A 12,233-nucleotide genomic window follows, 5' to 3' on the forward strand; every position below is an offset into this window, starting at 1 on the left:
TTGCGTCGACAAGGGACATGACTATCCGGGGAGTATATGCAGTATTGGGGTAAAATCATCGGCGTTGCGTTCGCCATCATCATGGGTGCCGGGTTTTGGGGCATCGTACTTGGCCTGATTATTGGCCATATGTTCGATAAGGCACGCAGCCGCAAAATGGCGTGGTTCGCCAACCAGCGCGAGCGTCAGTCCCTCTTTTTCTCCACCACCTTTGAGGTGATGGGGCACTTAACCAAATCAAAAGGGCGGGTGACGGAAGCCGATATTCAGATTGCCAGCGTATTTATGGACCGCATGAATCTGCACGGGGAATCTCGTGTGGCGGCGCAAAATGCGTTTCGCATCGGTAAATCGGATAACTATCCGCTGCGCGAAAAAATGCGTCAGTTCCGCAGTATCTGTTTCGGCCGTTTTGATTTAATTCGGATGTTTCTGGAGATCCAGATTCAGGCGGCGTTTGCCGACGGGTCTCTTCATCCTAATGAACGCGATGTGTTATACGTGATTGCCGAAGAGCTGGGGATCTCCCGCATGCAGTTCGACCAGTTCCTGCGCATGATGCAGGGCGGCGCACACTTTGGTGGCGGCTATCAACAGCATCAATCCTCTGGCGGCGGCTGGCAGCAGGCGCAGCGTGGCCCGACGCTGGAAGACGCCTGTAACGTGCTTGGCGTGAAACCTTCGGATGATGCGACAACCATCAAGCGCGCCTATCGTAAGCTGATGAGTGAACATCACCCGGATAAACTGGTCGCGAAGGGTTTACCGCCAGAGATGATGGAGATGGCTAAGCAAAAAGCGCAGGAAATCCAGAAAGCGTACGAGCTGATAAAAGAGCAGAAAAATTTCAAATAAAAAATGGCCCGACACAGTCGGGCCATTTTTTTTAGAAGTCCACCGGGGCTTTAAACGTCATTGCGTTGCCAAACGCCGGGTGGGTGATGGTGAGCGTCTGGGCATGAAGCTGCAAACGCGGCGCTGAAGCCAGCGCCTCCGGGGGGGCGTAAAAACGGTCTCCCAGAATCGGGTGCCCCAGCGCGAGCATATGCACACGAAGCTGATGTGAACGCCCGGTAATGGGCTTTAGCAGCACGCGCGCGGTGTTATCCGGCGCGTACTCCAGCACTTCATACTCGGTTTGCGCGGCCTTGCCGGTCTCATAGCACACCTTCTGCTTTGGCCGATTTGGCCAGTCGCAAATCAGCGGCAGATCCACCAGCCCTTCCGCCTGCGCGGGATGGCCCCAGACGCGTGCGACATACTGCTTTTTCGGTTCACGCTCGCGGAACTGACGTTTGAGTTCACGTTCAGCCGCTTTGTTCAGCGCCACCACAATCACGCCGCTGGTTGCCATGTCCAGGCGATGAACGGACTCCGCCTGGGGATAATCACGCTGAATACGTGTCATCACGCTGTCTTTGTGCTCATCCAGACGTCCCGGCACGGACAACAAGCCGCTTGGCTTGTTGACCACCATAATGTGTTCATCCTGATAAAGGATAACCAGCCACGGGTCTTGCGGCGGATTGTAAGGCTCCATCACCATCTTGTGCTCCGTTTACTGATGCGTCACAACGATAAGACGCAGGGCATCCAGACGCCAGCTTGCCTGATTCAGGCTTTCCAGCACCTGCTGACGGTTGCTCTCAATCGCGGTCAGTTCGTCATCACGGATGTTTGGGTTCACCGCTTTTAACGCTTCCAGACGAGACAGCTCTGCAGACAGTTTCTCATCGGCTTCCTCGCGAGCGGCATCAATCAGCGTCCTGGCCGCTTTTTCGATCTGCGTTTCACCCAACTGCAGAATGGCGTGCACGTCCTGTTGTACGGCGTTGACCAGTTTGCTGCCCGTGTGGCGGTTTACTGCGCTCAGCTGGCGGTTGAAACTCTCGAATTCAACCTGTGCAGCCAGGTTGGTGCCGTTTTTATCCAGCAGCAGACGCACTGGCGTTGGCGGCAGGAAGCGGGTGAGCTGCAGCTGTTTCGGCGCTTGCGCTTCCACAACATAGATCAGCTCAACCAGCAGCGTACCAACGGGTAATGCTTTGTTTTTCAACAAGGAAATCGTGCTGCTACCCGTGTCGCCGGAAAGGATCAGGTCGAGGCCGTTGCGGATCAACGGGTGTTCCCAGGTGATGAACTGCGCGTCTTCGCGAGACAGCGCCACGTCACGCTCAAAGGTGATGGTGCAACCATCCTCCGGCAGGCCCGGGAAATCCGGAACCAGCATATGATCGGATGGGGTCAGCACGATCATGTTCTCGCCGCGATCGTCCTGGTTAATCCCGACGATGTCGAACAGGTTCATGGCGAAGCTGATCAGGCTGGTGTCGTCATCCTGCTCTTCAATGCTTTCGGCAAGCGCCTGCGCTTTTTCGCCACCGTTGGAGTGGATTTCCAGCAGGCGGTCACGTCCCTGCTCCAGCTGCGCTTTCAGAGCCTCATGCTTTTCGCGACAGGATTTGATCAGCTCATCAAAACCGTCCGTATTTTCCGGCGCTGCCAGGTAACCGATCAGATCCGTATGCACCTGATCGTAAATGGTGCGTCCCGTCGGACAGGTATGTTCGAACGCGTCCAGACCTTCGTGGAACCAGCGTACCAGCACCGACTGAGCGGTTTTTTCCAGGTAAGGGACGTGGATCTGAATATCATGCGCCTGACCGATACGGTCCAGACGGCCGATACGCTGTTCCAGCAGGTCGGGGTTGAACGGCAGATCGAACATCACCAGGTTGCTGGCGAACTGGAAGTTACGCCCTTCAGAACCGATTTCAGAGCACAGCAGAACCTGTGCGCCGCTGTCTTCTTCACTGAACCAGGCCGCGGCGCGGTCACGCTCGACAATGGACATCCCCTCGTGGAACACGGCGGCTCGAATACCTTCGCGCTCGCGCAGAACCTGCTCCAGCTGCAGCGCGGTGGCCGCCTTGGCGCAGATCACCAGCACTTTCTGTGAACGATGAGCCGTTAAGTAACCCATCAGCCATTCAACACGCGGGTCGAAGTTCCACCAGGTTCCGGTATCGCCTTCAAATTCCTGATAAATCTGCTCCGGGTAGAGCATGTCGCGCGCACGTTCTTCCTGGCTTTTGCGCGCCCCCATAATGCCGGAGACTTTTATTGCCGTCTGATACTGCGTCGGCAGCGGCAGCTTGATGGTATGCAGTTCGCGTTTCGGGAAGCCCTTCACGCCGTTACGGGTGTTACGGAACAGCACGCGGCTGGTGCCGTGGCGGTCCATCAGCATATCGATCAGCTCTTTACGCGCGGATCCAGCGTTGTCGCTGTCACTGTTGGCTGCCTGCAGCAGCGGCTCAATATCCTGTTCGCCAATCAGATCGCTCAGGGTGTTGAGTTCGTCATTCGAGAGGCGTTTGCCCGCCAGCAGCATGGCGACAGCATCGGCAACCGGGCGGTAATTATTCTGTTCTTCGACAAACTGCTCAAAGTCATGGAAGCGGTTTGGATCGAGCAGGCGCAGACGGGCGAAGTGGCTCTCCAGCCCCAGCTGCTCCGGCGTTGCGGTCAGCAGCAGGACGCCCGGCACGCGCTCGGCAAGCTGTTCAATCGCCATGTATTCACGGCTCGGTGCCTCTTCGCTCCAGACCAGGTGGTGCGCTTCGTCGACCACCAGCAGATCCCACTCTGCGTCGCACAGATGCTCAAGACGCTGCTTGCTGCGGCGCACGAAGTCCAGGGAGCAGATGACCAGTTGTTCGGTTTCAAACGGGTTGTCTGCGTCATGCTGGGCTTCGGCGTAGCGCTCGTCGTCAAACAGCGAGAAACGAAGGTTAAAGCGGCGCAGCATCTCAACCAGCCACTGGTGTTGCAGCGTTTCCGGTACCACGATCAGCACGCGCTCGGCGGCGCCAGAGAGCAGTTGTTGATGCAGGATCATACCGGCTTCAATGGTTTTACCGAGGCCCACTTCGTCTGCCAGCAGTACGCGAGGCGCATGACGACGGCCAACGTCATGGGCGATATTCAGCTGATGAGGGATCAGGCTGGTGCGTTGACCACGCAGGCCGCTCCACGGCATGCGGTACTGTTCACTCTGGAATTTACGTGCGCGATAGCGCAGGGAGAAGCGATCCATACGGTCGATTTGCCCGGCAAACAGGCGATCCTGCGGCTTGCTGAAAACCAGTTTGCTGTCGAGCAGCACTTCACGCAGGATGACATTGCTCTCGTCAGTGTCGAGGCGAGTCCCAATGTAGGCGAGCAGACCATTCTCTTCTTTTACGTCTTCAACCTTTAGCTGCCAGCCGTCGTGGCTGGTCACGGTGTCACCTGGATTGAACATCACGCGGGTAACAGGGGAGTCATTGCGAGCGTACAGGCGGTTTTCACCGGTAGCAGGGAAAAGGAGGGTGACCATGCGTGCATCGACTGCAACCACGGTTCCCAATCCAAGTTCGCTTTCTGTATCGCTGATCCAGCGTTGACCAAGTGTAAAAGGCATATATGTTCGGCTCTAATCTTTAATTGCAGGCAATAGTTCAACCACCGTCAAAAAAGACGGTCATCGAAAAATGGGTCCGGGAGTGGAAAGGGCGCTATGGTACTGGATGGCAGCGATTTCGTCACGTGTCAAAATAGGCCAAGTTGCCCTGTCACTAGTGTAGCAAAATCGTCGTCAATGAACGGCAAAATTCCATCCGCGACGGGCTGAAGCTGGCGCGTCAGGTAGTGGTCGTAGTCCAGCGCAGAGTGTTGATAATCCACGGGCTCTGGCCCGTTTGTCGTCCAGACATACTTAATGGTGCCCCGGTTCTGATACTGCGGGGCGCGCCCCCGACGGACGTTCTCTTCATCCGCCAGACGCGCGGCGCGGACGTGTGGCGGAACGTTACGCTGATACTCGGCCAGCGGGCGGCGCAGGCGTTTGCGATACACCAGCTGGTTGTCGAGCTCGCCAGCCATCAGGCTGGCTATCGTCTCGCGGACGTAGTCCTGATAAGGCTCATTACGAAAGATCCGCAGATAGAGCGTTTGCTGGAACTGCTGAGCCAGCGGAGTCCAGTCTGTGCGTACCGTCTCCAGCCCTTTAAACACCATGCGTTGCTTTTCACCTTCCTGAATCAGTCCGGCGTAGCGTTTCTTGCTGCCCTGATCGGTTCCACGGATAGTGGGCATTAAAAAGCGGCTGAAATGGGTTTCATACTCCAGCTCTAACGCACTGGTTAACCGCTCTTTTTGCAAATGCGCTTGCCACCAGTCGTTCACGAAGGCGACCAGCTGTTTGCCAATTCGCGCGGCTTCCTCTTCGGCGTGCGCGCCTTTCAACCAGACGAAGGTGGAGTCGGTATCGCCATAGATCACTTCATAGCCCTGGGATTCGATCAGCGCCTTTGTCTGGCGCATGATCTCATGCCCGCGCATGGTGATAGACGAGGCGAGACGCGGGTCGAAGAAGCGACAGGCGCTGGTGCCCAGCACACCGTAAAAGGCATTCATGATAATTTTCAGCGCCTGAGAAAGCGGCTTGTTGCCGTGGCGCTTGGCCTCGTCGCGCCCGTGCCAGATCTGTCCCACGATCTCCGGCAGGCAGTGTTTCTCCCGTGAGAAACGCGCCCCCAGAAACCCGTCGGTGCTGTGCATATCGTCCGGCTGCGCCATCCCCTCTACCAGCCCCACCGGATCAATCAAAAAGGTGCGGATAATCGAGGGGTAGAGGCTTTTGTAGTCCAGTACCAGCACGGAGTCATACAGTCCCGGCCGGGAATCCATCACGTAGCCGCCAGGGCTTGCCTGCGGCGGCACGTCCCCCAGGTTCGGTGCGACGTAGCCTGCCCGGTGCATGCGGGGAAAGTACAGATGGCTGAATGCCGCCACGGAACCGCCGTGCCGATCAGCGGCAAGACCATTTACTGTGGCGCGTTCCAGCAGAAAAGGCATGATCTCGGTTTTGTGGAAAATCTGCGTAACCAGCTCACAATCTTTCAGGTTATAGGTGGCAAGTGCCGGTTTGTCTTCGTTGAAGCGGCGGTCGATCTCATCCATTCGGTCCCACGGGTTATCGATGGATTTCCCTTCCCCCAGCAGCTCCTGCGCCACTGCCTCCAGCGAGAAGGAAGAAAAATTCCAGAATGCGGATTTCAGCGCCTCGATGCCGTCGATAATCAGGCGACCGTTGGCCTGCGCGAAGAAGACGCCGTTTTTGAAACCGTGCTCGCGCCATTCCAGTTCGCTATGACCCCGCCCAAGCATGAGCGGGATGCGGTAACGCTCGGCGTGTTTTTGCAGTACCCGCAGGTCGAACTGCACCACGTTCCAGCCGATCAGGACATCGGGATCGCGATCGGCAAACCACTGGTTCAGTTTTTCCAGCAGCTGTGGCCGACTGTTGACGTACTCTAGCCGGAAGTCCAGCGCGGAGGCATCGCCATTCGGTGGCCCGAGCATATAGACAACCCGGTCGCCGCAGCCTTCAAGACCAATACAGTACAGTTCACCGTGACGGGTGGTTTCGATGTCCAGTGAGACCCATTTCAACGGCGGACGGTAGTGCGGGTTGGGTTTCAGGCGGGCGTTAATCAGCCCGCCGTTGTGCGCTGTGCCATCAACCCAGACAGGGGCGGTAATAAACCGCTCCATCAGAAAACGTTCCGGGGGACGAATATCGGCCTCGTACAGGGTGACGCCCGCCTCGCGCAGCAGTTTTTCATAGCGCATCAGCTGGCGATGGGCGCGACAATAGAGACCGTAAACCGGCTGGCGATGGAAATCTTTTAGCTCAAGTGGCGTGATGCGCCAGTTGTTTTCACCGCGCAGTAGCTGCTTTGCTTTGTCGATGTGGGCTTCAGGAATAAATGCCACGGACTCCTGTGGCGGCAGGGTAACGCGCAGCGGGCCGTTGTCCGTCGCCAGCCAGAACTCCACCTCTGTTCCCTGAGGCGTATCCCGCCAGTGTCGGGTCAGTAAAAAACCTTCTTGCGCCTGCGTCACGCCGTTATCCCATAAAACAAAACCAGGCCTGATTATAGCCTGGTTAGCGGTTTTATGCTGGGTTTATATACAGTTTATTGCCCGTAATAGGCTTTTGCACCGTGCTTGCGCAGGTAGTGTTTGTCCAGCAGCGTCTGTTGCATATCCGGCAACTGTGGTGCCAGTTGACGACAGAAGATGCCCATATAGGCCACCTCTTCCAGCACAATCGCGTTATGCACTGCATCTTCCGCATTTTTGCCCCACGCAAACGGGCCGTGAGAATGCACCAGCACCCCGGGCATCTGTGCTGCGTCGATTCCCTGTTTTTCAAAGGTTTCGACAATCACATTGCCGGTTTCCCACTCGTACTCGCCGTTGATTTCCGCATCGGTCATCAGGCGGGTGCAGGGGATGGTGCCGTAAAAGTAGTCTGCGTGCGTGGTACCGGTAGCCGGGATGGACTGGCCTGCCTGCGCCCAGATAGTCGCATGACGCGAGTGGGTATGCACAATGCCGCCGATGGTCGGAAATGCCTGATACAGCAGGCGATGGGTGGGGGTATCGGAGGAGGGTTTTTTCTTCCCTTCCACCACTTCACCGGTTGCAATGCTGACCACAACCATATCATCAGCGGTCATCACCGTATAATCCACGCCGGAAGGCTTGATGACGAACACCCCTTTTTCGCGGTCAACGGCGCTGACGTTGCCCCAGGTCAGGGTCACCAGATTATGTTTAGGCAGCGCCAGGTTGGCTTCGAGTACCTGGCGTTTGAGATCTTCTAGCATTGTTGTCTCCCGCCGGATGGCGCTTCGCTTATCCGGCCTACACAATCGTAGGCCCGGTAAACGCAGTGCCACCGGGCACGTCGTACTTAACGTTTCGAACCGTAATAGACTTCATTCCAGCGCAGCGCGTCTTTAAACGCGGGCAGGCGGGTATCGTTATCGATCACGGTCAGTTCGATGTCGTGCAGTTCAGCGAACTGACGCATATCGTTGAGATCCAGCGCGTGACTGAAGACGGTATGGTGCGCGCCACCGGCGACGATCCAGGCTTCGGAGGCGGTTGGCAGATCGGGCTGCGCTTTCCACAGGGCGTTGGCGACCGGCAGTTTTGGCAGCGCGTGTGGCGTTTCAACCGCATCCACACAGTTCACCAGCAGGCGGAAACGATCGCCCAGGTCAATCAGGCTGGCGTTGATGGCCGGGCCGGTACGGGTGTTGAAGATCAAACGTGCCGGATCCGCTTTGCCGCCAATGCCGAGATGCTGCACGTCGAGGATCGGTTTCTCTTCGACGGCAATGGATGGGCACACTTCCAGCATGTGTGAACCGAGTACCAGGTCGTTGCCATTTTCGAAGTGGTAGGTGTAGTCCTCCATAAAGGAGGTGCCGCCCTGCAGACCGGTTGACATCACTTTCATGATGCGAAGCAGAGCGGCAGTTTTCCAGTCGCCTTCGCCCGCGAAGCCGTAGCCCTGCTGCATCAGACGTTGTACTGCCAGACCCGGCAGTTGTTTCAGACCATGGAGATCTTCAAATGTCGTGGTAAAGGCGTGGAAGCCACCCTGTTCCAGGAAGCGTTTCATCCCCAGTTCAATGCGCGCCGCGTCCAGCACGTTCTGGCGTTTGTCACCCTTCACCTGCGCCGCTGCGGTGAGGCGGTAGCTGCTTTCGTATTCGTCAACCAGCGCGCTCACGTCGCCATCGCCGATCTCATTGACGACCTGCACCAGGTCACCCACGGCCCAGGTGTTCACGGAAAAACCGAACTTGATCTGCGCGGCAACTTTATCACCGTCGGTGACTGCCACTTCACGCATGTTGTCGCCAAATCGCACCACTTTCAGATGGTGGGTATCCTGTTTGGAAACGGCCTGACGCATCCAGGAGCCGATGCGTTTCTGCGCATGTTGATCCTGCCAGTGTCCGGTCACTACGGCGTGCTGCTGACGCATACGGGCGCCGATGAAGCCGAACTCACGGCCGCCGTGCGCGGTCTGGTTCAGGTTCATAAAGTCCATATCAATGCTGTCCCATGGCAGGGAGGCGTTGAACTGGGTATGGAATTGCAGCAGCGGTTTGTTGAGGATTGACAGACCGTTGATCCACATTTTGGCGGGTGAGAAGGTGTGCAGCCACACTACCAGACCCGCGCATTTATCGTCGTAGTTTGCGTCACGGCAGATATGGGTGATCTCATCCGGCGTCGTGCCCAGCGGCTTCAGCACCAGTTTACATGGCAGTTTGGCTTCCGCGTTCAGCGCGTTCACGACGTGTTCCGCATGTTTCGTCACCTGTTGCAACGCTTGCGGTCCGTACAAATGCTGGCTGCCAATCACAAACCACACTTCATAATTATCAAAAATGGTCATCGTCGTGTCCTTAATGGGTCAGGGTTGCCGTCGTATCCGCGGTGTGTTTTGACGGGGCGGCGACAGGGAGATAGTGAAGTTCGGCGCTTTTTGCCCATTGCTGGTAGCGCTGATAAAGCTGTTCAAAGCGTTGCGCCTGTTGAGCACGCGGCTGAAGGGTATTTTCGACCGCGCTTGCCATATGCTGCTGTGCAGTCGGGATATCGGCGTGTACGCCCGCGGCAACGGCGGCGAAAATAGCCGCACCCAGCGCGCAGCATTGATCGGACGCGACAATCTGCAGCGGACGGTTCAGCACGTCGCAGCAGGCCTGCATGATCACCGGGTTTTTACGGGCGATACCGCCCAGCGCCATGACGTTATTGACGTCGATGCCCTGTTCGGTGAAGCACTCCATAATCGCGCGGGCACCAAAGGCGGTGGCTGCAATCAGGCCGCCAAACAGGGCCGGGGCATCGGTCGCCAGATTGAGATCGGTGATAACGCCTTTAAGACGCTGGTTGGCAAATGGCGTACGGCGGCCGTTGAACCAGTCGAGCACCACCGGCAGGTGTTCAAGAGACGGATTTTTCGCCCACGCGGCGGTGAGCTGGGGCAGCAGCTGTTTCTTACTCTCGGCAATCTGGGTTTTCAGTTCCGGGTGCGCGGTCGCCAGCTGGTCCAGCGGCCAGCCCAGTACCCGACCAAACCAGGCGTAAATATCGCCAAACGCAGACTGCCCGGCTTCCAGACCGATAAAGTCCGGCACCACGCTGCCGTCGACTTGTCCGCAGATACCTTTCACTGCGCGGTCACCGACGCTGGCCTTATCCGCCGTCAGGATGTCGCAGGTGGAGGTGCCGATCACTTTCACCAGCGTATTGGGTTGGGCGCCAGCGCCCACCGCGCCCATATGGCAGTCAAACGCACCGCCGGAGATTGCCACGTTTTGCGGCAGGCCCAGGCGTGTTGCCCACTCTTCGCAGAGCGTGCCCACCGGAATATCCGCGGTAAAGGTGTCGGTAAAGAGCGGGTACTTCAGGCTCTTGTTGATAATCGGATCGAGTTCATCGAAGAAGGCTGCCGGTGGCAGACCGCCCCAGCTTTCATGCCATAGGGATTTATGCCCGGCGCTGCAGCGGCCGCGGCGAATATCCTGCGGGCGGGTGGTACCTGAGAGCAGGGCAGGAACCCAGTCACACAGTTCAATCCACGATGTGGCTGCCTGTGCAACCGCTGCGTCAGCGCGGGTGACATGCAGGATCTTGGCCCAGAACCATTCACTGGAATAAATTCCGCCGATGTAGCGCGAATAGTCGGTTTTGCCCGGCTGGTGGCACAACCGGGTGATGGCTTCGGCCTCTTCGACGGCGGTATGGTCTTTCCACAGCACAAACATGGCGTTCGGGTTGTCGGCGAACTCAGGACGTAGCGCGAGCACCCGGCCTTCCGCATCCACTGGCGCGGGGGTAGAACCGGTGCTGTCTACGCCAATCCCAACCACCTCTGCACGCTGGGCGTCAGTCAATTCTGCCAGCACGGTTTTGATTGCCGCTTCCATCGACTCGATGTAGTCGCGTGGATGGTGACGGAACTGGTTGTTTGGCGCATCGCAGTAGCGCCCCTCTTGCCAGCGTGGGTACCACTCAACGCTGGTTGCTATCTCCTGGCCGGACGTACAGTCCACTGCCAGGGCGCGAACCGAGTCGCTGCCAAAATCGAGGCCAATCGCAATTGCCATGGTGTTGCTCCATCAGAAAACAGGTATGAGAGAACATTAGAGACTGGGGGCGAAAATCGTCAGGCAGGATCCGCTAATCTTATGGACTAAATTGCTGTTAAGATGGAAAGTGTGACGCCGTGCAAATATTCAATGTGGACATTTCTGCCGCACTTATAGACACTTTTGTTACTGCTTATCTGCCCACTCTGGCGGAGAAATCAGGGGGAAAGGCTGAAACATGGCGGACGTAAAAGAGACGTGATGCTTTTTGGATCTCGTCGCAGGCCATTTTTATACGGCTTTTAACGATATGGACAATTGGTTTCCTTCAGTACCGTTGGGAGAACTGAATCTATGGCCGAAACGCAAAACGATCCCTTACTGCCGGGTTATTCGTTTAACGCCCACCTGGTGGCGGGGCTGACCCCTATCGAGGCTGAGGGATATCTCGATTTTTACGTTGACCGTCCGCTTGGGATGAAAGGGTACATTCTGAACCTGACCGTGCGTGGGGAAGGGATAATCAAAAACAACGATCAGCAGTTCGTCTGTCGTCCCGGCGATATGCTGCTGTTTCCGCCTGGCGAGATCCACCATTACGGGCGTCATCCGGATGCCAAAGAGTGGTATCACCAGTGGGTCTACTTCCGCCCCCGCGCCTACTGGCAGGAGTGGCTTTCGTGGCCAGCCATTTTTGCACACACCGGTTTTTACCGCCCGGACGACGCTCATCTGGCCCAGTTCCGCGAGCTGTTTGCTCAGATCATAGAGGCAGGACAGGCCGGTGGGCGCTACGCTGAGCTACTGGCAATTAATTTGCTTGAACAGGTGTTACTGCGCCGGATGGAGGCGATTAACGCGTCGCTTAATCCGCCGCTGGATAACCGTGTGCGTGATGCCTGCCAGTACATCAGCGACCACCTGGCCGACAGCCAGTTTGATATCGCCAGCGTGGCCCAGCATGTCTGCCTGTCGCCGTCGCGGCTATCGCATCTGTTCCGGCAGCAGTTGGGTGTCAGCGTGCTGAGCTGGCGCGAAGATCAGCGCATCAGCCAGGCGAAACTGCTGCTCAGCACCACCCGGATGCCCATTGCCACCGTAGGGCGCAATGTGGGCTTTGAAGATCAACTCTATTTTTCCCGCGTATTTAAAAAATGCACTGGCGCCAGCCCCAGTGAATTCCGGGCGGGATGTGAATAAACGGTAAAAAAAGATAAACAA

8 protein-coding genes are annotated in these 12,233 nt (G+C 57.1%); 2 read left to right on the forward strand and 6 right to left on the reverse strand.

Features of this window, described 5'->3' with window-relative positions:
* The first annotated feature begins 36 nt into the window (after positions 1 to 36).
* Positions 37 to 855, forward strand: a complete 819-nt coding sequence (djlA, locus tag EQV24_RS17265) for a co-chaperone DjlA (RefSeq protein WP_013095544.1) — start codon at positions 37 to 39, stop codon at positions 853 to 855.
* 31 nt (positions 856 to 886) lie between these two features.
* Here djlA and rluA read toward each other — a convergent pair whose 3' ends face one another.
* The 6 genes from rluA to araB form a co-directional block, all read right to left on the reverse strand.
* Entirely contained in the window at positions 887 to 1,546 is a 660-nt protein-coding gene (gene rluA / locus EQV24_RS17270; RefSeq protein WP_020688480.1) for a bifunctional tRNA pseudouridine(32) synthase/23S rRNA pseudouridine(746) synthase RluA, read from the reverse strand.
* Positions 1,547 to 1,558: 12 nt separating this feature from the next.
* Complete coding sequence (gene rapA, locus EQV24_RS17275; RefSeq protein ID WP_045292756.1) at positions 1,559 to 4,465, reverse strand: RNA polymerase-associated protein RapA; 2,907 nt, start codon at positions 4,463 to 4,465, stop codon at positions 1,559 to 1,561.
* Positions 4,466 to 4,593: 128 nt separating this feature from the next.
* Complete coding sequence (gene polB, locus EQV24_RS17280) at positions 4,594 to 6,951, reverse strand: DNA polymerase II (RefSeq protein ID WP_126347496.1); 2,358 nt, start codon at positions 6,949 to 6,951, stop codon at positions 4,594 to 4,596.
* Positions 6,952 to 7,025: 74 nt separating this feature from the next.
* Positions 7,026 to 7,721, reverse strand: coding sequence for an L-ribulose-5-phosphate 4-epimerase (araD, locus tag EQV24_RS17285; RefSeq protein ID WP_013095548.1), 696 nt, complete (start codon positions 7,719 to 7,721; stop codon positions 7,026 to 7,028).
* 86 nt (positions 7,722 to 7,807) lie between these two features.
* Positions 7,808 to 9,310, reverse strand: coding sequence for an L-arabinose isomerase (gene araA / locus EQV24_RS17290; RefSeq protein WP_130626874.1), 1,503 nt, complete (start codon positions 9,308 to 9,310; stop codon positions 7,808 to 7,810).
* A 10-nt stretch (positions 9,311 to 9,320) separates the two neighbouring features.
* Complete coding sequence (gene araB / locus EQV24_RS17295; protein WP_130626875.1) at positions 9,321 to 11,030, reverse strand: ribulokinase; 1,710 nt, start codon at positions 11,028 to 11,030, stop codon at positions 9,321 to 9,323.
* A 336-nt stretch (positions 11,031 to 11,366) separates the two neighbouring features.
* On the opposite strand from araB, the gene araC reads away from it, so the two are divergent.
* On the forward strand, positions 11,367 to 12,212 hold the full coding sequence (araC, locus tag EQV24_RS17305; RefSeq protein WP_013095551.1) for an arabinose operon transcriptional regulator AraC: 846 nt from the start codon (positions 11,367 to 11,369) through the stop codon (positions 12,210 to 12,212).
* Positions 12,213 to 12,233: the final 21 nt, after the last annotated feature.

The organism is Enterobacter sp. A8 (genome assembly GCF_004296595.1).
Classification (GTDB): Bacteria; Pseudomonadota; Gammaproteobacteria; order Enterobacterales; family Enterobacteriaceae; genus Enterobacter; species Enterobacter cloacae.

Bases quoted from the DNA above. Each gene is read 5' to 3' on its own strand.
- araA (WP_130626874.1), bottom strand. From the start codon at position 9,310: ATGACCATTTTTGATAATTATGAAGTGTGGTTTGTGATTGGCAGCCAG.
- djlA (WP_013095544.1), top strand. From the start codon at position 37: ATGCAGTATTGGGGTAAAATCATCGGCGTTGCGTTCGCCATCATCATG.
- araD (WP_013095548.1), bottom strand. From the start codon at position 7,721: ATGCTAGAAGATCTCAAACGCCAGGTACTCGAAGCCAACCTGGCGCTG.
- araC (WP_013095551.1), top strand. From the start codon at position 11,367: ATGGCCGAAACGCAAAACGATCCCTTACTGCCGGGTTATTCGTTTAAC.
- araB (WP_130626875.1), bottom strand. From the start codon at position 11,030: ATGGCAATTGCGATTGGCCTCGATTTTGGCAGCGACTCGGTTCGCGCC.
- rapA (WP_045292756.1), bottom strand. From the start codon at position 4,465: ATGCCTTTTACACTTGGTCAACGCTGGATCAGCGATACAGAAAGCGAA.
- rluA (WP_020688480.1), bottom strand. From the start codon at position 1,546: ATGGTGATGGAGCCTTACAATCCGCCGCAAGACCCGTGGCTGGTTATC.